This window comes from Rossellomorea sp. NPDC077527 (assembly GCF_044542955.1).
GTDB classification, from domain to species: domain Bacteria; phylum Bacillota; class Bacilli; order Bacillales; family Bacillaceae_B; genus Rossellomorea; species Rossellomorea aquimaris_E.
The window spans coordinates 297,600-320,108 of sequence record NZ_JBITVL010000003.1 but is presented as its reverse complement, the minus strand read 5'-3'; the positions used below and the strand labels follow the sequence as shown (position 1 = coordinate 320,108).

General features: G+C 40.6%; 26 protein-coding genes. 17 read left to right on the top strand and 9 right to left on the bottom strand.

The window, feature by feature from the left end; genetic code table 11:
• Positions 1 to 11: 11 nt before the first annotated feature.
• Positions 12 to 566 (bottom strand): peptide deformylase, encoded by a 555-nt coding sequence (gene def / locus ACIGG7_RS11535; protein WP_224941394.1) that lies wholly within the window; start codon positions 564 to 566, stop codon positions 12 to 14.
• A 325-nt stretch (positions 567 to 891) separates the two neighbouring features.
• On the opposite strand from def, the gene ACIGG7_RS11530 reads away from it, so the two are divergent.
• From ACIGG7_RS11530 to lpdA, 5 genes are all read left to right on the top strand, one after another.
• Positions 892 to 1,551, top strand: a complete 660-nt coding sequence (locus ACIGG7_RS11530; protein WP_397549830.1) for a YkyA family protein — start codon at positions 892 to 894, stop codon at positions 1,549 to 1,551.
• A gap of 453 nt (positions 1,552 to 2,004) precedes the next feature.
• Positions 2,005 to 3,120 carry a pyruvate dehydrogenase (acetyl-transferring) E1 component subunit alpha gene (gene pdhA / locus ACIGG7_RS11525; protein WP_224941392.1) on the top strand — a complete coding sequence of 372 codons (1,116 nt, stop codon included), beginning with the start codon at positions 2,005 to 2,007 and terminating at the stop codon, positions 3,118 to 3,120.
• Positions 3,121 to 3,123: 3 nt separating this feature from the next.
• Complete coding sequence (locus tag ACIGG7_RS11520) at positions 3,124 to 4,101, top strand: alpha-ketoacid dehydrogenase subunit beta (RefSeq protein WP_224941391.1); 978 nt, start codon at positions 3,124 to 3,126, stop codon at positions 4,099 to 4,101.
• Positions 4,102 to 4,257: 156 nt separating this feature from the next.
• Positions 4,258 to 5,583, top strand: a complete 1,326-nt coding sequence (locus tag ACIGG7_RS11515) for a dihydrolipoamide acetyltransferase family protein (protein ID WP_397549829.1) — start codon at positions 4,258 to 4,260, stop codon at positions 5,581 to 5,583.
• A gap of 4 nt (positions 5,584 to 5,587) precedes the next feature.
• Positions 5,588 to 6,997, top strand: a complete 1,410-nt coding sequence (gene lpdA / locus ACIGG7_RS11510; RefSeq protein ID WP_224941389.1) for a dihydrolipoyl dehydrogenase — start codon at positions 5,588 to 5,590, stop codon at positions 6,995 to 6,997.
• 115 nt (positions 6,998 to 7,112) lie between these two features.
• Here lpdA and ACIGG7_RS11505 read toward each other — a convergent pair whose 3' ends face one another.
• The gene (locus ACIGG7_RS11505) at positions 7,113 to 7,499 is read right to left on the bottom strand and encodes a small peptidoglycan-associated lipoprotein (RefSeq protein ID WP_224941388.1); all 387 of its coding nucleotides are present in this window, start codon (positions 7,497 to 7,499) and stop codon (positions 7,113 to 7,115) included.
• Positions 7,500 to 7,799: 300 nt separating this feature from the next.
• Here ACIGG7_RS11505 and ACIGG7_RS11500 point away from each other — a divergent pair, with 300 nt between their 5' ends.
• From ACIGG7_RS11500 to ACIGG7_RS11490, 3 genes are all read left to right on the top strand, one after another.
• On the top strand, positions 7,800 to 8,048 hold the full coding sequence (locus ACIGG7_RS11500; RefSeq protein ID WP_224941387.1) for a hypothetical protein: 249 nt from the start codon (positions 7,800 to 7,802) through the stop codon (positions 8,046 to 8,048).
• A 65-nt stretch (positions 8,049 to 8,113) separates the two neighbouring features.
• Positions 8,114 to 8,947: a polysaccharide deacetylase family protein gene (locus ACIGG7_RS11495; protein ID WP_397549828.1), complete on the top strand. Its 834-nt coding sequence runs from the start codon at positions 8,114 to 8,116 to the stop codon at positions 8,945 to 8,947.
• A 229-nt stretch (positions 8,948 to 9,176) separates the two neighbouring features.
• Positions 9,177 to 9,296: a GapA-binding peptide SR1P gene (locus tag ACIGG7_RS11490; RefSeq protein WP_224941385.1), complete on the top strand. Its 120-nt coding sequence runs from the start codon at positions 9,177 to 9,179 to the stop codon at positions 9,294 to 9,296.
• A 92-nt stretch (positions 9,297 to 9,388) separates the two neighbouring features.
• Here ACIGG7_RS11490 and ACIGG7_RS11485 read toward each other — a convergent pair whose 3' ends face one another.
• Positions 9,389 to 10,858, bottom strand: a complete 1,470-nt coding sequence (locus ACIGG7_RS11485) for an aminotransferase class I/II-fold pyridoxal phosphate-dependent enzyme (RefSeq protein ID WP_224941384.1) — start codon at positions 10,856 to 10,858, stop codon at positions 9,389 to 9,391.
• Between the two features lie 483 nt (positions 10,859 to 11,341).
• Here ACIGG7_RS11485 and ACIGG7_RS11480 point away from each other — a divergent pair, with 483 nt between their 5' ends.
• Positions 11,342 to 12,298 (top strand): NAD(P)H-dependent flavin oxidoreductase, encoded by a 957-nt coding sequence (locus tag ACIGG7_RS11480; RefSeq protein WP_397549827.1) that lies wholly within the window; start codon positions 11,342 to 11,344, stop codon positions 12,296 to 12,298.
• A gap of 28 nt (positions 12,299 to 12,326) precedes the next feature.
• Positions 12,327 to 12,599 carry a UPF0223 family protein gene (locus tag ACIGG7_RS11475; RefSeq protein WP_397549826.1) on the top strand — a complete coding sequence of 91 codons (273 nt, stop codon included), beginning with the start codon at positions 12,327 to 12,329 and terminating at the stop codon, positions 12,597 to 12,599.
• Between the two features lie 60 nt (positions 12,600 to 12,659).
• On the opposite strand, the gene ACIGG7_RS11470 is transcribed toward ACIGG7_RS11475, so the two are convergent.
• Positions 12,660 to 13,280, bottom strand: a complete 621-nt coding sequence (locus ACIGG7_RS11470) for a YktB family protein (RefSeq protein ID WP_224941381.1) — start codon at positions 13,278 to 13,280, stop codon at positions 12,660 to 12,662.
• A gap of 180 nt (positions 13,281 to 13,460) precedes the next feature.
• Here ACIGG7_RS11470 and ACIGG7_RS11465 point away from each other — a divergent pair, with 180 nt between their 5' ends.
• The gene (locus ACIGG7_RS11465; RefSeq protein WP_034756016.1) at positions 13,461 to 13,655 is read left to right on the top strand and encodes a hypothetical protein; all 195 of its coding nucleotides are present in this window, start codon (positions 13,461 to 13,463) and stop codon (positions 13,653 to 13,655) included.
• 223 nt (positions 13,656 to 13,878) lie between these two features.
• Positions 13,879 to 14,676 carry an inositol monophosphatase family protein gene (locus tag ACIGG7_RS11460; protein ID WP_224941380.1) on the top strand — a complete coding sequence of 266 codons (798 nt, stop codon included), beginning with the start codon at positions 13,879 to 13,881 and terminating at the stop codon, positions 14,674 to 14,676.
• A 50-nt stretch (positions 14,677 to 14,726) separates the two neighbouring features.
• On the opposite strand, the gene ACIGG7_RS11455 is transcribed toward ACIGG7_RS11460, so the two are convergent.
• Positions 14,727 to 14,912, bottom strand: a complete 186-nt coding sequence (locus ACIGG7_RS11455; protein ID WP_224941379.1) for a YlaF family protein — start codon at positions 14,910 to 14,912, stop codon at positions 14,727 to 14,729.
• 292 nt (positions 14,913 to 15,204) lie between these two features.
• Here ACIGG7_RS11455 and typA point away from each other — a divergent pair, with 292 nt between their 5' ends.
• A complete protein-coding gene (gene typA / locus ACIGG7_RS11450; RefSeq protein ID WP_224941378.1) occupies positions 15,205 to 17,043 on the top strand; it encodes a translational GTPase TypA in 1,839 nt (612 codons plus the stop codon).
• 22 nt (positions 17,044 to 17,065) lie between these two features.
• A complete protein-coding gene (locus ACIGG7_RS11445; protein ID WP_044337532.1) occupies positions 17,066 to 17,374 on the top strand; it encodes a YlaH-like family protein in 309 nt (102 codons plus the stop codon).
• Positions 17,375 to 17,423: 49 nt separating this feature from the next.
• Here the strand turns inward: ACIGG7_RS11445 and ACIGG7_RS11440 are convergent, their stop codons facing one another.
• Together ACIGG7_RS11440 and ACIGG7_RS11435 are read right to left on the bottom strand one after the other, a co-directional pair.
• Positions 17,424 to 17,867 carry a hypothetical protein gene (locus ACIGG7_RS11440; protein WP_397549825.1) on the bottom strand — a complete coding sequence of 148 codons (444 nt, stop codon included), beginning with the start codon at positions 17,865 to 17,867 and terminating at the stop codon, positions 17,424 to 17,426.
• Complete coding sequence (locus tag ACIGG7_RS11435; protein ID WP_224941376.1) at positions 17,857 to 18,057, bottom strand: YlaI family protein; 201 nt, start codon at positions 18,055 to 18,057, stop codon at positions 17,857 to 17,859. The genes ACIGG7_RS11440 and ACIGG7_RS11435 overlap by 11 nt, the downstream gene beginning before the upstream one ends.
• A gap of 178 nt (positions 18,058 to 18,235) precedes the next feature.
• On the opposite strand from ACIGG7_RS11435, the gene ACIGG7_RS11430 reads away from it, so the two are divergent.
• The gene (locus tag ACIGG7_RS11430; protein WP_397549824.1) at positions 18,236 to 18,691 is read left to right on the top strand and encodes a pyridoxamine 5'-phosphate oxidase family protein; all 456 of its coding nucleotides are present in this window, start codon (positions 18,236 to 18,238) and stop codon (positions 18,689 to 18,691) included.
• 55 nt (positions 18,692 to 18,746) lie between these two features.
• Here the strand turns inward: ACIGG7_RS11430 and ACIGG7_RS11425 are convergent, their stop codons facing one another.
• Positions 18,747 to 19,349 carry a YhcN/YlaJ family sporulation lipoprotein gene (locus ACIGG7_RS11425; RefSeq protein WP_224941374.1) on the bottom strand — a complete coding sequence of 201 codons (603 nt, stop codon included), beginning with the start codon at positions 19,347 to 19,349 and terminating at the stop codon, positions 18,747 to 18,749.
• A gap of 130 nt (positions 19,350 to 19,479) precedes the next feature.
• Here ACIGG7_RS11425 and ACIGG7_RS11420 point away from each other — a divergent pair, with 130 nt between their 5' ends.
• The gene (locus tag ACIGG7_RS11420) at positions 19,480 to 20,856 is read left to right on the top strand and encodes a PhoH family protein (RefSeq protein ID WP_224941373.1); all 1,377 of its coding nucleotides are present in this window, start codon (positions 19,480 to 19,482) and stop codon (positions 20,854 to 20,856) included.
• Between the two features lie 79 nt (positions 20,857 to 20,935).
• Here ACIGG7_RS11420 and ACIGG7_RS11415 read toward each other — a convergent pair whose 3' ends face one another.
• On the bottom strand, positions 20,936 to 21,433 hold the full coding sequence (locus tag ACIGG7_RS11415) for a peptidyl-prolyl cis-trans isomerase (protein ID WP_397549823.1): 498 nt from the start codon (positions 21,431 to 21,433) through the stop codon (positions 20,936 to 20,938).
• Positions 21,434 to 21,572: 139 nt separating this feature from the next.
• Here ACIGG7_RS11415 and glsA point away from each other — a divergent pair, with 139 nt between their 5' ends.
• Positions 21,573 to 22,496, top strand: coding sequence for a glutaminase A (gene glsA / locus ACIGG7_RS11410; RefSeq protein WP_224941371.1), 924 nt, complete (start codon positions 21,573 to 21,575; stop codon positions 22,494 to 22,496).
• Positions 22,497 to 22,509: the final 13 nt, after the last annotated feature.

The following is a 22,509-nucleotide window of genomic DNA, read 5'->3' as shown; positions in this document are numbered from 1 at the left end:
TATTAGTAGGTTCATCGTTCAATTGCAATTGCATCTGGGATCGGTTCGAATGGATTGTTAGGATTAATGTGGTCATAAAACATGACTCCGTTCAAGTGGTCGATTTCATGTTGAAAGACGATGGCAGGAAGCCCTTTAAGACGGAGCTTTACTTCATTGCCGTCCACATCCCATCCTCTCACTGTCACTCTCGCATACCGAGGGACAAAGCCCGGCACATTCCGATCGACGGATAAGCATCCTTCCCCAGAAGTTAAATAGGCCTTCTCGATGGAATGACTGATGATTTTTGGATTGAAAAGCGCGTGACTGTAGAGCTTTCCTTGATTGTCTGTGACATTGACGGCAAGCATCCGTTTTGAGACATTTATCTGAGGTGCAGCGAGACCAATTCCAGGTCTTAGTCCATATTTACTTGCCGTTTCAGGATTTTGACTATTTATGACATATTCTAATAAGCTTCTCAATATCTCCTGGTCTTCTTGGGATGGTGGGAGAGGCACTTCCTTAGCCACCATCGTTAATGTAGGGTGACCCTCACGAATGATGTCATTCATCGTAATCATTGTTCTTCCTCCTCGCGTACAATAGAAATAACGGGTCCCGGCTGTCCATGAAACACAAAAAAAGACAGGGTGCCTAGATGATCCCTTCTCTACTTTACGTTTTAATATAATCTATTATGTATGATAACAGTCTATCATTTTCCTTTGGAAAAGTTAATGAATGAGAACTGAAATTATCAGGAATACTCAAGCACCAATATACATACTCTTTTAATAGGAATAATAGTCTAAACGACATTTTTTTCCACAGTTGTAAATCCCTATTGTCAAAAGATGTAGACATAGATATAGTAGAAGGTGGTAAATAGGTAAGGGGGATCTGGTTGTGTCGAAATTTCGTTTTGCTTTCATTTTAGGAGCCGCTATCATTGTCCTTATGGGATGTGTCGGTGGTTCTACACCCGAGGAAAATTTGTATAATGTTCTTGAAGAAACTGTTGCGAAAGAAAGTCAATACGTTGAAGTTCAAAAGCCTCTTCAAGAGTCTGAAGAAAAAGAAAAAGAGATTTATACGAAAATCATGGATCTCGGAATGAAAGAGTTTGACCAAATTGTTAAGCTTTCCGATGAAGCTCTGGACAACATCAGTAAAAGAAAAGAGTATATCGAAAAAGAACGTGAGTCCATGAGTGAAGCCAAAGAAGAGTTTGCGAAAGCAAAGGAATATATGGATGAGTTAAAAGATACAAACCTTCAAAAAGAAGCGAAAAAGCTCAATGATACGATGAAAGAGCGATATCAGCTCCATGAAAAACTCACATCCTCTTATTTAGAGGCCCTTTCTCTTGATGAAGAACTTTATAATATGTTTAAAAAGAAAGATCTTACGATGGAAGAACTAGAAAAACAAATCACTTCCATTAATAAACAATATGAAAAGATCGAGAAGTTTAATGAAGATTACAATGCGAAGACAGATTCATTCAACAAGCAAAAACAAGAATTTTACTCAAAGGCAGAACTTGATGTCCAAGAGTCAGAATAATATGTACATAAAAGATGAAGGAAGGCAGTTGGCCATCCTTCATCTTTTTTTATGCTGGGAGAGATTCATTACTCTATAACAGGAGAGGATTTTTTGTTGGTTTATATATAACAGGTGATGACTGTGTATTGATACAGTTTTGAAAATAATTGGTAGAAAGTATAAATGAGGTAGTGAAGAAACATTAATTTATAATACTTTGTCGTTGACTAACTGATTTTTAATATTGTAAACTAAGTAAGGTATTCATGAATTGTATTAGTCGAGTTGAAATTTTGATTAATACAGATAAACTCGGATGTAATTTCGGGTTTTCTTTCTTGGTATTTGTGGAAAACTACTATTAGTGTGTGTATCCGCAAGTATTGTGGTAGTCATACTGAATTTGGGTAATCTAAACAATGTATGTAAAAAAACCAAAATAAATGTATAAAGGAAGGATAGGTGACTTCGATGGCTTCTAAATCAAAGAAGGCACAATTCGATGCAGTTAAGACGCTCGAACAAATTGAAGACAAGTTTGAAATGTTCCAAATTTTGAACGAAGAAGGCGAAGTAGTAAACGAAGACGCTATGCCGGAGATCTCTGATGAGGATCTTCAGGAATTAATGCGCCGTATGGTTTACACTCGTATTCTTGATCAGAGATCAATCTCCTTGAACCGCCAAGGACGTTTAGGTTTCTACGCACCAACAGCTGGACAGGAGGCATCACAGATCGCTTCTCACTTCGCTCTTGAGAAGGAAGATTGGATCCTGCCTGGATATCGTGATGTTCCACAAATCATCTGGCACGGTCTTCCGCTTGCTAAAGCATTCTTATTCTCACGCGGCCACTTCCAGGGTAATCAGGCTCCTGAAGGTGTAAATGTATTATCACCACAAATCATCATCGGTGCTCAGTACATTCAAACTGCCGGAGTGGCTCTTGGCCTTAAGAAACGCGGCAAGAAAGCTGTTGCGATCACGTATACAGGAGACGGTGGATCTTCACAGGGTGATTTCTATGAAGGAATCAACTTTGCAGGTTCATATGCTGCTCCTGCGATTTTCGTTGTACAAAACAACCAATTCGCGATCTCTACACCTCGTGAAAAGCAAACAGCAGGACGTACGATTGCTCAAAAAGCGGTTGCAGCAGGTATCCCTGGTATCTTAGTTGACGGTATGGATCCTCTAGCGGTTTATTCTGCAACTTTAGAAGCCCGTAACCGTGCAGTAAACGGTGAAGGTCCTTCACTGATCGAAACACTATGCTATCGTTATGGTCCACATACAATGGCTGGAGATGATCCTACACGTTACCGTACTTCAGAAATGGATACAGATTGGGAAAAGAAAGATCCATTAGTACGTTTCCGTAAATTCCTTGAAGGTAAAGGATTATGGAGTGAAGAGAAAGAAAACGAAGTGATCGAAGAAGCGAAAGAAGATATCAAAAAAGCGATCAAGGAAGCAGATTCAGCTCCTAAACAAAAAGTCACTGACTTCATCAACAACATGTATGAAGAGCTTCCTTATAACCTAAAAGAACAATTAGAAATCTACAAAGAAAAGGAGTCGAAATAAGCCATGGCGCAAATGACAATGATTCAAGCGATCACTGATGCACTGCGCACAGAACTACGCAACAACGAAGACGTTTTAGTTTTTGGTGAAGACGTAGGTCTTAACGGTGGTGTATTCCGTGCAACGGAAGGACTTCAGAAAGAATTCGGTGAAGACCGTGTATTCGATACTCCACTTGCAGAATCAGGAATCGGTGGTTTAGCAATCGGTTTAGCATTAGAAGGATACCGTCCAGTACCTGAAATCCAATTCTTCGGTTTCGTATATGAAGTAATGGATTCAGTAAGTGGACAAATGGCGCGTATGCGCTACCGTTCAGGTGGCACGTATACGTCACCGATCACGATCCGTTCCCCATTCGGTGGTGGAGTACATACTCCAGAACTTCATGCGGACAGCTTAGAAGGATTGATGGCACAACAACCAGGTCTTAAAGTGGTTATTCCATCTACTCCTTACGACGCAAAAGGACTTTTAATCTCATCTATCCGTGATAATGACCCTGTCATTTTCTTAGAGCATATGAAATTATACCGTTCATTCCGTCAAGAGGTTCCTGAAGAGGAATACACAATTGAAATTGGTAAGGCGGATGTGAAACGTGAAGGTACAGACCTTACGATCATCTCATACGGAGCAATGGTACACGAATCATTGAAAGCAGCTGATGAGCTTGAAAAAGAAGGACATTCAGTTGAGGTAATCGACCTGCGTACTGTAAGTCCACTTGACATTGACACGATCATGGCATCTGTTGAGAAAACAAACCGTGCAATCGTAGTTCAAGAAGCTCAAAAGCAAGCGGGTATCGCTGCGAATGTTGTTGCTGAAATCAACGACCGTGCAATTCTTAGCCTAGAAGCACCAGTACTTCGTGTTGCGGCACCAGATACAGTATTCTCTTTCTCTCAAGCAGAGCCAGTCTGGTTACCGAATCACAAGGACGTTATTGAAACGGCGAAAAAAGTACTTAACTTCTAATTGAGAAGGAGCAGAGAAGCTCCTCCATTAATACGCAAATGAAAACAGAAGGGCATTCCACCCTTCTCTTTTCCAATTATAGATAGTAGAGATAGAGACAGATTAACTTAAACATTCATCTATTTTAATCATTATTCAATACAGGAGGTCGAGTCCATGTCATTCGAATTCAAATTACCAGACATTGGTGAAGGTATTCATGAAGGTGAAATCGTCAAATGGTTTGTGAAACCTGGCGATAAAGTGGAAGAAGACGATGTACTATGTGAAGTCCAAAATGATAAAGCTGTAGTAGAAATCCCATCTCCGGTAGCAGGAACGGTTGAAGAGCTTCTTGTAGACGAAGGTACGGTAGCCGTTGTAGGCGACACACTGATCAAGTTCGACGCACCTGGTTATGAAGACCTGCAATTCAAGGGCGGAGAAGACAAGAAAGAAGAGAAAGCGGAAGAGAAAACGGAAGGGCAAGTTCAAGCGACTGCTGAACAAGGACAGGATGTTAAGAAAGATGCGTCCCCTGAAGCTTCCGAAGAATCTGAAGTTGACACTAATAAGCGTGTAATCGCGATGCCTTCTGTACGTAAGTATGCAAGAGAGAACGGTGTTGAAATTCGCCAAGTATCCGGATCAGGTAAAAACGGACGTGTCGTGAAAGAAGATATCGATGCATTCCTAAGCGGAGACGCTAAACCTGCGGAAGCAAAAGAAGAAGCGAAGACAGAAGAAAAAGCTCCAGAGGCTGATTCTAAAGCTGCAGCTCCTAAAGCTCCTGAAGGTGAATACCCAGAAACTCGTGAGAAAATGAGTGGAATGCGTAAAGCAATTGCCAAAGCAATGGTAAACTCTAAGCATACAGCTCCTCACGTAACATTAATGGATGAAATCGATGTGACGAAACTTTGGGCTCACCGCAAGAAGTTCAAAGAAGTTGCTGCTGAAAAAGGAATCAAATTAACGTTCTTACCATACATCGTAAAAGCATTGACAAGTGCATTGCGCGAGTATCCAGCTCTTAATACGTCTATTGACGATGCTACAAGTGAAATCGTTCAAAAACATTATTACAACATCGGTATCGCTGCGGATACAGACAAAGGTCTATTAGTACCGGTTGTGAAAAATGCAGACCGTAAATCGATGTTCTCGATTTCAAATGAAATCAATGAACTTGCTGGTAAAGCGCGTGACGGTAAACTGTCAGGCGATGAAATGAAAGGTGCATCATGCACGATTACGAATATCGGTTCTGCCGGTGGACAATGGTTCACTCCGGTTATTAACCATCCAGAGGTTGCTATCCTTGGGGTTGGACGCATTGCCGAAAAACCTGTGGTTAAAAATGGTGAAATTGTAGCGGCACCTGTGTTAGCATTATCATTGAGCTTCGATCACCGCATGATCGACGGAGCTACTGCTCAACATGCACTTAACCACATCAAGCGTTTGTTGAACGATCCAGAATTATTATTAATGGAGGCGTAATACAATGGTAGTAGGAGATTTCCCAATCGAAACAGATACAATCGTAGTTGGTTCAGGTCCCGGAGGATATGTAGCTGCAATCCGTGCAGCACAGCTCGGGCAAAAAGTGACAATCATCGAAAAAGAAAACATGGGTGGAGTATGCTTAAACGTTGGCTGTATCCCATCTAAGGCTCTTATCACAGCAGGTCACCGTTTCCATCAGGCGCAACACTCTGATGACATGGGTATCGTTGCTGAAAATGTAAAAGTGAATTTCGATAAAGTTCAAGAGTGGAAAGCTGGCGTCGTTAAAAAATTAACCGGCGGTGTTGAAGGACTTCTTAAAGGAAATAAAGCTGAAATCGTTCGCGGTGAAGCTTACCTTGTAGATGCCAATACACTACGTGTAATGGATGACAACTCAGCTCAAACATACAAATTCAAGAACTTGATCCTTGCAACTGGTTCACGTCCGATTGAAATCCCTAGCTTCAAGTTTTCTAAACGCGTCCTTGACTCTACAGGCGCACTTGCATTGGAAGAAATCCCAAGCAAGCTTGTTGTAATCGGTGGAGGTTACATCGGAACTGAGCTTGGAACTGCTTATGCAAACCTAGGATCTCAAGTAACAATCTTGGAAGGTGCTGACGATATCCTTAGCGGATTCGAAAAGCAGATGACTTCCGTTGTGAAAAAAGAACTTAAGAAAAAAGGCGTCGAAGTTGTAACAAAAGCAATGGCTAAAGGCGTTGAAGAAAGTGACAGCGGAGTCGTTGTGAAATATGAAGTGAATGGCGAAGAAACATCTGTTGAGGCAGATTACGTCCTAGTAACGGTTGGCCGTCGTCCAAACACGGACGAAATTGGTCTTGAAGAAGCTGGGATCGAGATGACAGACCGCGGAGTTATCAAAATTGATAAACAATGCCGCACGAACATCCCGAACATCTTCGCGATTGGTGATATCGTTGACGGACCACCACTTGCTCACAAAGCATCATACGAGGGTAAAATTGCTGCTGAGGTCATCTCAGGTGAACCTGCAGAAATCGACTACCTTGGTATTCCGGCTGTATGCTTCACAGACCCTGAATTAGCAACAGTGGGGTATTCTGAAGCTCAAGCGAAAGAAGAAGGCATCGAAGTAACCGCTGCTAAATTCCCATTCGCTGCTAATGGCCGTGCATTAGCTCTTAATGCAAGTGATGGCTTCATGAAGCTTGTTACTCGTAAAGAAGACGGTTTAATTATCGGAGCTCAAATTGTTGGTTCTGGAGCATCAGATATGATCGCAGAACTAGGACTTGCAATCGAGTCCGGAATGACGGCCGAAGATGTTGCGATGACGATTCATGCACATCCAACTTTAGGTGAGATTTCCATGGAAGCAGCGGAAGTTGCGATGGGAAGCCCAATCCATATCATTAAATAATCGTAAATACTCAGGATGATCCCCTTTTTAGGGGTTCATCCTTTTTATTGTTCGGCAAAAGAATAGGACCGGAGCTAAGAAGCTCCGGTCCTATTTTTACTATATGAAATGATGATTACCACGATTTAATAGCCTTAGTAACAGGCTGTATAATGTTTTCTTTAGATTTGTGCCCTTCGACTTTACAAATAATCTGATTATTTTCCACCACTACTATGGCTGGTGAGGCAGGGGGTGGATCAGCGATTTTAGTTGTGGCTTCAGTGTTTAAACTAACGACTTTCAACTGCTTAAAATGATCAGGGTACCGTTTTTTTAGTTCAATGATCGCATCGTAATAGGGTATTTCTCTTGAGACATTTCGTTCATCTGTAAAAAAGATAACCTGTTTTTCAATAAATTGATCCTGTGCTAAAGCCACTTTATCGGTAGAGATATCATCACACGAAGTCAAAAGCAACATTGTGGAAGTAAGTATCAAAAAAGTTAGTATATGTTTCATACATCATCCTCTTTTCTTAAACGATGCTATGAACGTGAAGAATGAATTTTGTAGAGAATTGACTTTTTAACTGATCTTACGTCACATTTTATCATAGGGTAAAATTAAAAAGAGCCGAGTCATTAAAATGTTACAAAAATGAAAAGACATACATAATGAAAGTAATCGGAAAAGAATATACTATGTTAATACAGCAAAATCATAAAACAATTCATATGCTGGACAATTGGTTTTATTCTCGCAGGACGGGTATATAGAAAAGCATAATAGATCAATAATTCATTTAAAGGATGTTTAATTATGAAATCGTATATTGCTTTCTTGGTTCAGATGGTACTTTGGAGTGTGTTTTCCATAGCAGAGTGGATTTCAGAAAAGGATCATTTAGAATATAAATGGATCATGTTTGTCCTGTTTTTTTATCTTGCCTTTATGTCTGCGAAGAAGATCGTTCAATCAAGAAAGCTTACATTATTTATAACTTCATTTAGTCTGACATGCTTTTTTATTTTCAAAATCGCCTTTGAAAATATAATGGAAATATTTTAATTCTTTCCCAGATTCTCTTTGGAATATGTTAAAATATTCAAAGTGAATAGGGAAAGGTGAGAGACATGAAAAAGATTTTAGCATCCGGATTAACCCTTATACTCCTGACAGCTTGCGGAAGTGAACACACGGGCACCAAACCGGTATCCGAGACTTCCGATCAGACTGAAGTGAAACAAGAGGTTCAAAAGCCAAGTGATAGCGCTAATACCGAAAAACCTGATTCAAACGAAAAAGCTGAGCCAACAAAAGAAGTGATACAGACCCAGGACTATAAGATAAATGAAAATAATTGGAGTATTAATCCAATCGGTGATGCCAACCCTAAAGTAGTGTTGCTAACGTTTGATGATGCCCCTGATCAGCATGCTCTCCAAATGGCAAAAGACTTAAAAGCGTTAAATGCACCAGCCATCTTCTTTGTGAATGGACATTTCCTCGATACACCGGAGGAAAAGGAAACGTTAAAAAAGATTTATGATATGGGATTCATGATTGGGAATCATACGTATAGTCATAGCAGCTTAAAGGATCTTCCACCTGAAAAGCAAAAAGAAGAAATTCTGTCTGTAAGTGATTTAGTGGAATCCATCACTGGAGAAAGGCCGAAATTCTTCAGAGCTCCTTTCGGCCAGAATACGGATTATAGCCGGCAGCTTGCCTTAAAAGAAAAAATGTCTTTGATGAATTGGACATATGGTTATGATTGGGAAAAGCAATATCAAAATAAAGCCGCCATTACGGATATCATGGTAAACAGCCCTTTTTTGAATAATGGGGCAAACCTCCTCATGCACGATCGTACCTGGACAAGCGAAGCACTGGTTGACATAGTGAACGGCCTTCGTGCAAAGGGATATGAAACATTGGATCCAAAGCGGATTAAAACAATCGAATAGTCGAGCCGCATAGATGAGTCACTTCATTTATGCGGTTTTTTTATGAACTTTTGCATATACAAGAAAACCCTTACATAAAATATTAAAATTAATAGTATGAATGATTGTAAGGAGAAAAAGTTAAATATGTTATACAATTTAGGCTTGATATTTTAAATGTGTTATATTATTATAGAAACAGATAAGATAAAGCGTTTACAAAAACAACACTTGAAGGAGAGGAAAAAGAATGGGAACAATTGTATGTCAATCATGCCTAAGCACTATTGAGCATTATGAAGATGAGAAGGTTTCTGTTTTATTCTCTAACTGCTGTGACTGCAACGACGAACAAGAATTAGATGATTAATGCCTGCTTAGGGGAGCGGGAGTTAATAGAGTCTTAAGGGGTTCTAAATAAATAAAAAGGATGAAGAAGGTGTGACCTTCTTCATCCTTTTTTTATCGTATGGCGCGATGTTCCTTGATGACTCTTAAATGCCGTAAATCATAATCTTCGGGTCCCTGCACTGGCAGGCCGGCTTCTATGTTGGTTTTGATATAATGGATATTTTCCTGGGTGATGATTTCCCCAGGAATGAAAATAGGAATACCTGGAGGATAGACCATGATGAACTCTGCAATGGTTCTTCCTACAGATTCATCAATCGGGATCACCTCGGTATCGGCGTAAAATGCATCCCTTGGTGTGATAGACAGCACCGGTATATCGGGCAGCATCACTTTAACAGGAGCCATTTCCCCATGCTTCTTAAGGCTTGTAACAAGTTCCTTTAGGGCTGAAACCAATTGATTGCCTTCATGTTCCGTATCGCCAGGTGTGATGATACAAAGAATATTGTAAAGGTCAGACATTTCAACCTCGATATTATGTGCTTCTCTCAACCACTTTTCCGCATCAAAACCGCTGATTCCAAGATCCTTGACCGATACAATCAACTTCGTCGGATCATAAGCATATGTGGCTTTGGTGCCAAGTATTTCTTCTCCTACGCAGTATAATCCATCCACTTCATTGATTTGTCTTCTGATATCCTGGGAGAGTTCGATCGTTCTAGAGATGAGTTCCCGCCCTTCAGTAGCAAGTCGTTTTCTAGCCACATCAAGGGATGCCAGCAGTAAGTATGAAGTAGAAGTGGTCGTCAGCATGCTTAAGATGGTCTGTACACGCTTAGCTGAAACGAGCCCTTCTTTCATGTTAAGAACGGAGCTTTGCGTCATGGACCCACCGAGCTTATGGACGCTAGTTGCTGCAAGATCAGCTCCTGCCTGCATGGCTGATAACGGAAGATCATCATGGAAGTGGATATGAACGCCATGTGCTTCATCCACCAGAACTGGAACCTGGTAAGAATGAGCAATTTCTACTATTTTTTTAAGGTCTGCTGAAATCCCGAAATAGGTTGGATTGATCACAAGTACACCTTTTGCGTCGGGGTTTTGTTCCAACGCCTTTGCAACCGCATCGGTTGTAATACCATGGGAAATCCCCAGATCCTCATCGATATCCGGATGGATAAAGATAGGGGTGGCACCGGAGAAAACAATCGCAGACATGACGGATTTATGAACGTTTCTTGGAACAATGATTTTGTCCCCTGGCCCACAAACACTCATGACCATCGTCATGATTGCTCCGCTGGTCCCTTGAACAGAGAAGAATGTATGATCTGCACCAAACGCCTCTGCTGCGAGATCCTGGGCTTTCTTGATCATCCCTTTCGGTTGATGCAAATCATCCAGAGGACCAATATTAATCAAATCAATGGATAATGCATTTTCCCCGATGAAATCTTTAAATGCAGGATCCATACCTGCACCTTTCTTATGGCCGGGAATATGAAACTGGACAGGATTCTTTTTACTATGTTCAATTAAGCCGGTAAACAACGGCGTTTCATTCTGAGACAATTCATTCAACACCTCTTTATATTCTTCATAACAAAAACATCTATGCTAAAGATATCATAATATAAAATTTCAATCACAATTTCATGCACTTTCTTACGATATTTTCAACAAACAAAAGAATTATAGCACTTACTAAATCCTTTGCATAGTGACATACGCCTATGGTGGGGATATTTTTTCATAGCACAATAAAAAGAAGAGTCATCAAGTCATCAATGATTTTTGGCTCATTTACGTCCAGTGTCAGAGCACCCGCAAGATCAAGCTCGCTTGATCTTGCGGGTGCTCTGACACTGGACGACCTTTCAGCAAAGCTGAAAGGCGGTAGAAACGTACGTTTCTACCGAATGAGCCAAAAATCTATAAGCCTAACTTCAACCACTCTTACCTCTAAGAATGACCCTCTCAATACATATTATACGGTCAACAAGAAAGGATTTTCCCCACTCCATCCAGAATAGATGAATGAATGGAGGGATTCACATGAATTGGAAAACGCGGGTAACAGAGTTGTTAAACATACAATATCCCATTATACAAGGAGGTCTTGCACACTTGGCATATGCTGAGCTTGCAGCGGCAGTATCGAATGCAGGCGGTCTTGGTCAGATCACCGCCATGTCAATGGATAATCCTGAAGAGCTTAGAAACGAAATTAAAAAGGTCCAATCTCTAACAGATAAACCATTCGGGGTGAACTTTGCCATCGGTCAACATGGACGCCCTTTCAGTGAATTTGTCGATATCGCCATCCAAGAGAATGTACCGGTCATCTCCGTGACAGGAGGGAACCCGACGCCATTGTTTCAGCAGATAAAAGGGGAGAAGATGATAAAGCTTGTATTGGTCGCCTCAAAGAGACAGGCACAGAAAGCAGAAGAACTTGGTGCAGACGCCGTGATGGTCGTCGGACAGGAAGGAGGAGGACATCTCGGGAAAGATGATATCGGCACATTTGTCTTGATACCACAAGTGGTGGATGCCGTCTCCATCCCGGTCATTGCATCAGGAGGAGTAGGAGACGGACGGGGATTAATGGCAGCCCTCAGTTTTGGAGCAGAGGGTGTGGAGATGGGTACGAGATTCATTGCTACAGAAGAATGTGTACATGCATCAGAAGTGTACAAACGCGCCTTGATTGAAGGGGAAGAGAGTGGTACAGTAGTCATTAAACGCTCTTTAGGAGCACCTGCAAGAGCCATATCAAACTCCTGGACAAAGCGGATATTGGATGCCGAAACGAGGAATCCAGGGTATGAAGGATTAAAAGATTACATAAGTGGTGAAGCGAATAAACGATACATTTACGGTGGAGAGTCAGACCAAGGATTTGCATGGGCTGGACAAGTAATGGGATTAATACGGAACATCCCTTCAGTGAAAGATCTCATCGATGGAATGATTTCGCAAGGGGAAGACATCCGAAAGAAGTGGAAATAAAACAGTGTCAAAGGAGTTGTTAAACAACATGGAATATCAATACCCATTCGATATCGATTGGTCAACGGAAGAAGTCATCGATGTCATCGCCTTTTTTGAAGCGATTGAAAAAGCTTATGAAAAAGGTGTTTCAAGAGAAGACTTGATGAATCGTTATAAGCGATTTAAAGAAATTGTCCCTGGTAAGGCAGAAGAGAAACGGATCTGCAACGAATTTGAAGAATCCAGTGGCTATTCCTCTTATCGTGTAGTGAAGAAAATGAAAGAGCTGCAGGATGTAGAGAAAATATCAATGAATTAAGAGAACGACTGCCATTCCCGGCAGTCGTTCTTTCTGCATTATTCCCTGCAGTTACATGGTTTAGTTCAATTTATAAAGGGGTAAAAGTGTTTCAAAGGCACTTTCAATTTCATGGATCAATTCTTTTCCAGTAAGCTTAATGGCAGTGTCCCGATCTAAGTGAAGTCCGCACAGAAGTTCAGCTTTCTTTACTTTTTGAACCCGTTCAGTTAAAGCAATGAATTCATCCTGTGAGAGAGAAGAGAAAGGTGCAGCATCCGGTTTTGTATGATCGCCGGACCAAACAAAATGTCCAGGAATCATTGATCTAATTTTATCTGCATTTTCTTCAACTTCTTTACCGAATTCAGCTTTTCCCGGAGCTTCATAAATCATTGCAAACCAAATAAATACGTGAGTTTCCCATAATCCTATTTGGAAATGAGGATGTTTTTTATAACCTCGTTTGTTACTGGCAAATGCAACCCAGGTATCATCAGGAGGATTTACTGAACGCCTTGCATGTTTAGCAACATGAAAAAACATCTCATTACCTGTTAAGGCGCTTAAAGAGGGAGCAAAATGTTCACCCAGATATTCCAATTTAGGTCGAATCTGTTCTTGAATGGCAGTCATTCGATCCTCGAGCCCATCGATCTTGAATACATTGAAATCTTTTTTTGTAAAACCTTTAAATGTCATGCTGTAGCCTCCTTATTTCCAAACATCATCTTACCATATTGAGGTTCAAGCTTGTAGTCAATTGATTTATCCATGGGTGTCTGCACATTTTAGTTACAAGATGAGAGGAAATTTCATAACATGTAGTAAATATTATCAGAACAATCAGATAAATCGAAAACTCGGAAGGGGTGTATGGCCATGAAACAAGTAATGAATACTTCTAAAAAACGTGATGTCCAACAGCAAAGAATGAATGTATTGCGACTTGAAATGGATTATGAATTAGCCGTATTGTTTGAAGCAATCCAAACAAAGAATACAGAAACCCAGACCAAGTCCAAACAAAAGCTTATGAGTATCAGGGAAGAGCTTATGAAAATGAAGGCTTTATAAAACGATAATCTTTTCAAATCGATGGAATATGCTGATAACAAAATCTACTTTTGAACGCGAGCTCATAGTGGTTGGAGAGTTCGCTTTTTTATGGGGAAAATCATCTCTCTTGCCAAAGCCTCTTCGCTTGAATGAAATAGCCATAGGAGTTAAGATTATCTGAATAGACCATATTAGTAAGTGTAATACTGATTTTCTTTATGCACATTGGAGGCTGTAATACATGACAAATTGGACTGAATTAGATCAACATGTAAAAACATGGATACAAGAAGCAGGCGAGAGGATTCGTCAGTCATTTAAAACCGAATTGAACATAAAAACAAAATCGAATCGCAATGATCTGGTTACAGATATGGATGAAGCAACAGAGCGCTACTTTACAGAAAATATTCGTCATACGTACCCTGATCACCAAATATTAGGTGAGGAAGGATATGGAGATGACCTTAAAGAGTTATCAGGGGTCACGTGGATCATAGATCCGATTGATGGAACGATGAACTTTGTCCATCAACAACGTAATTTTGCCATCTCAATCGGCATTTACGATGGGGATGTAGGGAAGTTAGGATACATATATGACGTGGTACATGATGAGTTGTACTTTGCCGAGAAAGACAAAGGAGTCTATATGAATGATGTGAAGTTACCAATGCTCGAGCCCGTTCCGGTCCAGGATGCAATCGTGGCATTGAACGCCCTTTGGGTGACGGATAACCGACGCATCGATTCATCCATTTTGCAACCTCTTGTGAAAGATGTGAGAGGAACAAGATCCTATGGTTCAGCTGCAATAGAACTTGCTTACGTGGCATCAGGAAGACTTGACGCTTATTTAACGATGCGCCTCGCTCCTTGGGATTTTGCAGCAGGGAAAATTATGATTGAAGAACTGGGCGGAGTAGTAACAGATCTGGATGGGAATCCATTAAATCCGTTAAATAAAAGTTCGGTCTTTGTCGGTAAGCCTGGACTGCATGATACCATTTTGAACGATTATCTTCACAGAAATAAATAAAGAAGGAGTGGGGGCTAATGATATGGAAGCGCCCACTCCTTCTTTTAATGTTATAGCTTTCCTTCTTCTCGATATTTCTTTTTTGTCTTAAATCCAAACCCCATCACAATGAATAGAAAAATAATACTGGCTCCTGCAAGCAATGAACTTTGTAAGCTGATGGAAATCGCTATACCCATCAATGAAATGGCTGCCAATATCGAAAAAAGAACAAAAATCCATTTTATATTTGCCAACGTGTAACCCCCAATGAAATGATAAGAAATAATTTACTATTAAACATAATAATCTTTCAGCATTTATTTACTATGCCATTAAATTTTACCTATGAATTCGATTATGCGCAATGGGTAGTGGACACTCAAGAAGAGAGTACGATTATTAATAGTTGGAAAATGAGGGAAATGAGGCATAAGGAAGTGAAATATTTATTAGGGCTTTTGTCGATGCTGTGATATAATGGTCTAGTTGAACTGAAATATATTATCTTTAACACTATAAAGAAATCCAATATTCAGGAGTGGAAATATGAAATTAAGAAATGACCTTAGAAATATTGCTATCATTGCTCACGTTGACCACGGGAAAACGACATTAGTAGATGAGCTTTTAAAGCAATCTGGAATCTTCCGCGAAAATGAAACAGTTTCAGAACGTGCGATGGATTCAAATGATCTTGAGAGAGAACGCGGTATTACCATTTTAGCAAAAAATACGGCGATTCAATATAAAGACTCCCGAATCAACATCCTTGATACACCTGGACATGCTGACTTCGGTGGAGAAGTAGAACGTATCATGAAAATGGTAGATGGTGTTTTACTGGTAGTCGATGCTTATGAAGGCTGTATGCCTCAAACTCGTTTCGTTCTTAAGAAAGCTCTTGAACAAAAGCTGACACCAATTGTGGTAGTGAACAAAATCGACAAACCTTCAGCCCGTCCTGAAGAAGTCATCGATGAGGTATTAGAACTATTCATTGAACTTGATGCCAATGATGAGCAACTGGAATTCCCGGTTGTTTATGCTTCAGCCATCAACGGTACTGCCAGCACAGATCCAGATCCTGAGAAGCAAGATGAAAACATGCAGTGTTTATATGACTCCATCATTGAGCACATTCCTGCACCAGTTGACAACTCTGAGGATCCTCTTCAATTCCAAGTTGCACTTCTTGATTACAATGATTACGTAGGCCGTATCGGAATCGGACGTGTATTCAGAGGAACGATGAAAGTTGGGCAACAAGTAGCGTTAATGAAGCTTGATGGTTCTGTAAAACAATTCCGTGTAACGAAAATCTTCGGTTTCTTCGGGTTGAAACGTGAAGAAATCCAGGAAGCAAAAGCCGGGGACTTAATCGCTGTATCCGGAATGGAAGATATTAATGTAGGTGAAACGGTTTGTCCGGTCGAACATCAGGATCAACTTCCAGTTCTTCGTATTGACGAGCCTACACTTCAAATGACGTTCCTAGTAAACAACAGTCCATTTGCCGGCAGAGAAGGTAAATTCGTGACATCAAGAAAGATTGAAGAGCGTTTATTAGCTCAGCTTCAAACGGATGTAAGCTTACGTGTAGAACCAACTGATTCACCTGATGCATGGACGGTTTCAGGCCGTGGGGAGCTTCACCTTTCCATTTTGATTGAAAACATGCGTCGTGAAGGGTATGAATTACAGGTATCTAAACCACAAGTTATCATCAAAGAAGTCGATGGCGTCCAAAGTGAACCGGTAGAACGCGTACAAATCGATATCCCTGAAGAATATATGGGTGGAGTCATTGAGTCTCTTGGACAGCGTAAAGGTGAAATGCTGGATATGGTTAACAACGGAAACGGTCAAGTCCGTCTGATATTCATGGTACCTGCACGTGGTTTGATCGGTTATTCAACTGAGTTTATGACTTTGACTCGTGGGTATGGTATCATCAACCACACATTCGATAGCTATCAGCCTCTTCAAAAGGGTCGTGTAGGTGGACGTCGTCAAGGTGTTCTTGTATCGATGGAAACTGGAAAAGCGTCTCAATATGGAATTATGCAAGTTGAAGACCGCGGAATCATCTTCGTTGAAGCTGGAACTGAGATCTATGGCGGGATGATCGTAGGGGAACATACGAGGGAAAATGATATTACTGTTAATATCACAAAGCTGAAACAGGCGACTAACGTACGTTCTGCAAATAAAGATCAAACTGTGACAATCAAAAAAGCCAGAATCATGACATTAGAAGAATCTCTTGAATATTTAAATGATGACGAGTATTGTGAGGTAACTCCGGAATCAATCCGTCTTCGTAAAAAGATTCTTGATAAGAATGAACGTGAAAGAGCAGAAAAGAAAAATAAGGTTACTCAATAAACGAAGTGAGGGGGAGTAGGAAATGGATGTAACAGAGCGTTTGTCCTTTTTCGCATCCCTTTACCGTGTTGATCAAAATGCGGAAATGGGTATGTGGTTGCTTTATATAACCATTGTTGGGCTCTCAATCTTAGTTTATAAGCTCGGTTTTGCGAAGAAGCTGCCAGTGATGAAATCCATTTTGATTTATACTTTTCTTATTCTGGGATGTACTGTTCTTACGTTTCTTGGCATCTTTCTGCCAGTAGCGGAAGGATTGGTCGTTGCGGCACTGATCTTAATTATATATAAGGTCCGCCTGACAAACGAAAAGAAAAAAGGTACGTTCTAAGCATAAAAAAGCTGCAGTCCCTAAGTGTGGGACTGCAGCTTTTTATATTTCATTTTACTCCGGTGACGGACTTATACAGTAGAGGCAGGCTCAATGCATATAAGACATGACCTGCTATCCAAATAAGAATGGCCGTACAGTTTAATATTCCTGGTACATCCTTGATGGCCAAATACGAAAGGGGAAAGTATAGAAACACCGTAGGGAGGGTTAACATCAGGGAAAGAGTGTATGCAGCCTTTCCTGAAAGATTCCACTTTACCATTATGTATACGAACACCATACCGATGACGCATGATATGGACAAATGAAACATGAACTCCAGCCATTCAGGCAGAGTTTTGGATGCGAAAATAGGAATGAAGTCCACATTCAATAAAAGTGTATATACTTTAATCTCTGTTATTGCTTGCATCCATTTGAGGAACAAACCTAATATTGCACCAGAAATAAGACCGATGATTAGGCTATTACCGACTTGTTTAAAAGTCATCTTCCACTTTAGGAGAACGGTAAAATCTGAAGTTCCCAGTGGAAACACGCTCTTCTGTTTTCTCTTTGATCCGGTCATGGCATTTTTCACACATGTACGTGTGAATGGGTCTGTTACGCAACTTTTTCGCCTGTAAGGAGTAATCATCAATATTGTCAATCACTTCACATAATGCGCATTTTACTCTCATTTCGTTCACCTCTACTTGTTCTAATCATAAGTTTAGTCTTTTTAGTATATCATGTAGTATAGTCAAACGCTTTATTTAACTTTCCGATATGCTTTTAACACCAATGTTTGGTATAGTATAACTAAGATGAATCACGATTGAAATGAGACGCTTAGAAAAGTCACAAGGGGGGATTTTTTTGGCAAATCAAGTCGAACCCAGCTTAATTCCTGCATTGTTTGAAGAACTACAAGCGGAGAGGTTTGTTACTCTCGCTACGGTTGACCATGAAACCCAAGGGCCTAATGTGAGCGCAATATCCTGGATCCTTGCCAAAGATGAGCAGACGTTATTATTCGCCGTTGATCAGCGATCGAGAATCATTAAGAATATAAAGAATAATTCTCTCGTGGTTGTCAATTTGATCGCAAACGAATCTACTTATTCGATCGGCGGAGTTGCCAGCGTTTCGCTAGAGAGTCTGCCAGGCGTGCCTTTAAAGCTGACCCTTGTTCAACTTGCCATCAAAGAAGTGAGAGATGTCATGTTCTATGGTTCGAAAATTTCCACAGAACCTGCCTATGAGAAGACGTATGATAAAAAGGCCGCTGACCGGTTGGATCGACAAGTAATAGAAGCCATGAAAGAAGCTTAGACATTTAAGCTCTTTCATGGCTTTTTCTCATTTTCTTATATGCACAGGCTATCCATTAATCGATTTTATCATAGGTTTGATCTTCTTGTTTATTTCTAAGCTGCTTTTCTTTCGCGTTATTCATCTTTTTCTTAGGTTCATTCGGTGCATTTTCGGGATCTGTTTGCTTTAATGATTTGGGGATTTCTGGCATCAATCTTCCTGATATGTCGGACAACTCATTCATGATACCCTGAACAGGTTCTCCTCGTTGAATGTCTTTACTGATTTCCTTCAAGCGGGCATAGAGGTCCGGGTCGGCAATGACCATGGCTTCTGCACCGTAGGGATCATTTTGCAGGGCTTCTGCGACAGAATACTTAATAGAACCTACTTGGGAACGTTCGACGTCAGAATCGATGTCGATTCCAACAAACGCATACTTTCCGATGACGACAGCCGTTGCATCTTTCACATCCGGCACACTTGTTGTTAGATCTACCAGATGCTTAGAGATTTGTTGCCCCGACTTGCGTTCAACTTTTTGGATATTACTATCTTGAACAGTAATCGGCTTATTGTTTTTGCTATTCGTATCATTTTTATACCCGACCTCATTTTTGCTGGCACAACCTCCAAGGAGAATGGTCACCATAAGGAGAGAGATGAGTTTGGACATATGAATACCTCCCGATTTAGAATCAATATCTTTTCTTATTGTGTAATTTTCTTCTATCTTTATACGTTTATTCATATATTTTAAGAAACGGGCCGTCCTATTTGAGTAGCTGGGAATAACCGGAACATCTATGGCTACATACAATAGTAATAAGAAATCAGGAGCAGGAGGCATCGATTTGAAAAAAATTTATGTATTAGATACCAATGTCTTATTACAAGATCCACAAGCCATCTTTTCATTCCAGGATAATGAGGTGGTTATACCTGCAGTCGTTTTAGAAGAAGTGGACTCCAAAAAGCGTTATATGGATGAAATCGGAAGAAACGCAAGACATGTATCGAAGCTGATAGATAATTTACGGCAAGAAGGAAAGCTCCATGAAAAAATCCCTCTCTATACTGGAGGATCATTAAGAATTGAATTGAATCATCGCTCCTTTCAGCAACTTCAAGATATATTTGTAGAGAAAACAAATGATAACCGCATTATAGCCGTTGCTAAAAATCTTTCGCTTGAGGAAGAAGCAAAGAAGGATGGAAAATCGGTCATCCTGGTAAGTAAAGATACCCTTGTAAGGGTAAAAGCGGATGCTCTGGGCCTACAGGCGGAAGATTTCCTGAGTGACAGGGTTATTGAAGTGAATGATATTTACACAGGATTCGTTGAACTGTACACAGAAAGAGAATTTCTGGATAAATTTTATGATAAAGGGGAATTGACCCTTACTGATATAACGAAACAGCGATTTTATTCCCACCAATTTCTAATCATGAAGGATGCTCTGGGAAGTTCAGCATCTGCACTTGGGATGGTTGACTCCAGTGGCCTGAAGGTGAAGAAACTGGTATATGACCAAGAACATATGTGGGGAATCAAAGCTCGGAATGTCCAACAAACAATGGCCACAGAATTGTTATTGAGGGATGATATATCGTTAGTGACGATGATTGGGAAAGCAGGTACAGGAAAAACGCTTTTGGCTCTGGCAGCCGGTCTTCTACAGACGGAAGATTTTAATAAATTCAATAAACTGCTCGTTGCACGCCCGATCGTTCCTGTCGGGAAAGATATTGGTTATCTGCCAGGTGAAAAACAAGAAAAGCTGAGGCCATGGATGCAGCCCATTTATGATAACCTAGAGTACCTCTTCAATACAAAGAAACCAGGGGAACTAGATGATATCCTTGCCGGGATGGGGTCCATAGAAGTAGAGGCCCTGACATATATTAGGGGGAGAAGCATACCGGATCAATATATCATCATTGATGAAGCCCAGAACCTGACGAAGCATGAAGTGAAAACGATTCTGACACGTGTGGGAGAGCGTAGTAAAATTGTCTTAATGGGAGATCCTGCTCAAATCGATCATCCTTACCTTGATGAATATAATAATGGGTTAACCTATGTAGTCGAAAAGTTCAAGGATCAAAAGCTTGCCGGTCATGTAAAGCTGATGAAAGGCGAAAGGTCTGGATTGGCCCAGCTTGCTGCGGATCTATTGTAAAAAACAGGAATGATAAAGACTTTAATAACGTATGAAAAAACCGGTTCAGATGTTCCTGAACCGGTTTTTTCATACGTTATTACTTTACACAGAATGCCCTGACATCCGTTATTGGCTGGGATCTGTTGGAGCCGTCCATATAATAAACGTGAATGGGGCCGTCATCCCGTAATGGTTTGCCGTCTTTTGAGAATCCGATCAACAGCTGGTTTGCCTGATCGAGATCAAGAGAATGGGTACCTGTTTTTGTTTCAATTATGATAGATGTTGCATCCTTCATGGGCTCTGCATTTTTAAGGAATGGTGCAAATGGAATGGCAAACGACCCATTTAGAATCTTTTCTTTTTCGAATTTTTTTTCAGTTTTCAAAGTTGGCGGGTAGGTGGCACCTTCTTGGATTTCCCTGGACCAATGCCTTGAAACGGCTTTTGTATATTCCTCTAATGCGTCAACTTTTTCATCCGTATCATCAAAATATGTAGTTAAATCCACTTTACGATCATCAAATATCCAAACTCCCGAATCCAATGTAATCGGGAACTTCACTTTTCCTTTTATCGGTATAATGCTTTCCACTTAAGATTCCTCCTCTCGCTGATAGTATCAGTATATATGTTCCAACCAGGTTTGTCACATTTCGATGAAAGCATTTTCAGCGTTTTCATTACAAGAAAATAGGGAAACTATAAATACGAAAAGAGGAGCTGATGGATAAATGATAAAAACTCAAGAATGGTTGGAAGATCTGGTTGAAAAAGCAAGACCATATGCAACTGATGGAAAAGTAGCGGAGTACATACCTGCACTGAGAGATCAAAACCCCAATGACCTTGCTATCAGTATCTATACCTTAGATAACCACTCCTGTTATGCAGGGGATCATCTGAAGAAATTTACCCTTCAAAGCATTTCTAAGGTCATTACCCTCGCACTGGTCTTAATGGACTATGGTGAAGACCATGTATTCTCCAAGGTTGGAATGGAGCCCACGGGTGATCCGTTCAATTCAATAGCGAAGCTCGAAACCCATAAACCATCAAAACCTCTTAATCCAATGATCAATGCAGGTGCCCTGGCTGTGACGAATATGATAAAGGGCAATTCAGGATTGGAGAAATGGGAGAGACTGATTGAATTCATTAACCATATGACGGGGGAAACGGTCTCTTATAATGAGGATGTGGCTTACTCAGAATTGCAAACGGCCAACCTGAACAGATCCCTCTGTTATTTTATGAAGCAGCATGGGGTGATCACAGGTAATGTCGAAGATCTGCTGGTTCTCTATACTAAGCAATGTGCAGTGGAAATGAACTGTGTCGATCTCGCAAAAATGGGGGCGGTATTCGCCAATGATGGAATCGATCCTGAAAGCGGACGTGAAGTCATTACTAGAGATGTGGCTAGAGTGTGTAAGACGTTCATGGTGACATGCGGGATGTATAATACTTCCGGAGAGTTCGCCATCAAAGTGGGGATTCCCGCCAAAAGTGGTGTATCTGGAGGCATTATGGGTTCGGTACCGGGAAAATGCGGAATCGGTATCTTTGGACCTGCTCTGGATGAGGTAGGTAATAGCAGCGCAGGGTTAAAACTTCTCGAGATGCTCAGTGATGAATATTCATGGAGTATATTTTAGTATATACTCTAGG

Coding starts and splice junctions, on each gene's coding strand:
- ACIGG7_RS11480 (WP_397549827.1), top strand. CDS start 11,342: ATGAATTGGAAAACGCGGGTAACAGAGTTGTTAAACATACAATATCCC.
- ACIGG7_RS11490 (WP_224941385.1), top strand. CDS start 9,177: ATGGGAACAATTGTATGTCAATCATGCCTAAGCACTATTGAGCATTAT.
- ACIGG7_RS11500 (WP_224941387.1), top strand. CDS start 7,800: ATGAAATCGTATATTGCTTTCTTGGTTCAGATGGTACTTTGGAGTGTG.
- lpdA (WP_224941389.1), top strand. CDS start 5,588: ATGGTAGTAGGAGATTTCCCAATCGAAACAGATACAATCGTAGTTGGT.
- ACIGG7_RS11470 (WP_224941381.1), bottom strand. CDS start 13,280: ATGACATTTAAAGGTTTTACAAAAAAAGATTTCAATGTATTCAAGATC.
- ACIGG7_RS11420 (WP_224941373.1), top strand. CDS start 19,480: ATGGCTACATACAATAGTAATAAGAAATCAGGAGCAGGAGGCATCGAT.
- ACIGG7_RS11425 (WP_224941374.1), bottom strand. CDS start 19,349: ATGTCCAAACTCATCTCTCTCCTTATGGTGACCATTCTCCTTGGAGGT.
- ACIGG7_RS11435 (WP_224941376.1), bottom strand. CDS start 18,057: ATGAGAGTAAAATGCGCATTATGTGAAGTGATTGACAATATTGATGAT.
- ACIGG7_RS11505 (WP_224941388.1), bottom strand. CDS start 7,499: ATGAAACATATACTAACTTTTTTGATACTTACTTCCACAATGTTGCTT.
- ACIGG7_RS11460 (WP_224941380.1), top strand. CDS start 13,879: ATGACAAATTGGACTGAATTAGATCAACATGTAAAAACATGGATACAA.
- ACIGG7_RS11515 (WP_397549829.1), top strand. CDS start 4,258: ATGTCATTCGAATTCAAATTACCAGACATTGGTGAAGGTATTCATGAA.
- ACIGG7_RS11440 (WP_397549825.1), bottom strand. CDS start 17,867: ATGACTTTTAAACAAGTCGGTAATAGCCTAATCATCGGTCTTATTTCT.
- ACIGG7_RS11495 (WP_397549828.1), top strand. CDS start 8,114: ATGAAAAAGATTTTAGCATCCGGATTAACCCTTATACTCCTGACAGCT.
- ACIGG7_RS11465 (WP_034756016.1), top strand. CDS start 13,461: ATGAAACAAGTAATGAATACTTCTAAAAAACGTGATGTCCAACAGCAA.
- pdhA (WP_224941392.1), top strand. CDS start 2,005: ATGGCTTCTAAATCAAAGAAGGCACAATTCGATGCAGTTAAGACGCTC.
- typA (WP_224941378.1), top strand. CDS start 15,205: ATGAAATTAAGAAATGACCTTAGAAATATTGCTATCATTGCTCACGTT.
- glsA (WP_224941371.1), top strand. CDS start 21,573: ATGATAAAAACTCAAGAATGGTTGGAAGATCTGGTTGAAAAAGCAAGA.
- ACIGG7_RS11520 (WP_224941391.1), top strand. CDS start 3,124: ATGGCGCAAATGACAATGATTCAAGCGATCACTGATGCACTGCGCACA.
- ACIGG7_RS11475 (WP_397549826.1), top strand. CDS start 12,327: ATGGAATATCAATACCCATTCGATATCGATTGGTCAACGGAAGAAGTC.
- ACIGG7_RS11445 (WP_044337532.1), top strand. CDS start 17,066: ATGGATGTAACAGAGCGTTTGTCCTTTTTCGCATCCCTTTACCGTGTT.
- def (WP_224941394.1), bottom strand. CDS start 566: ATGATTACGATGAATGACATCATTCGTGAGGGTCACCCTACATTAACG.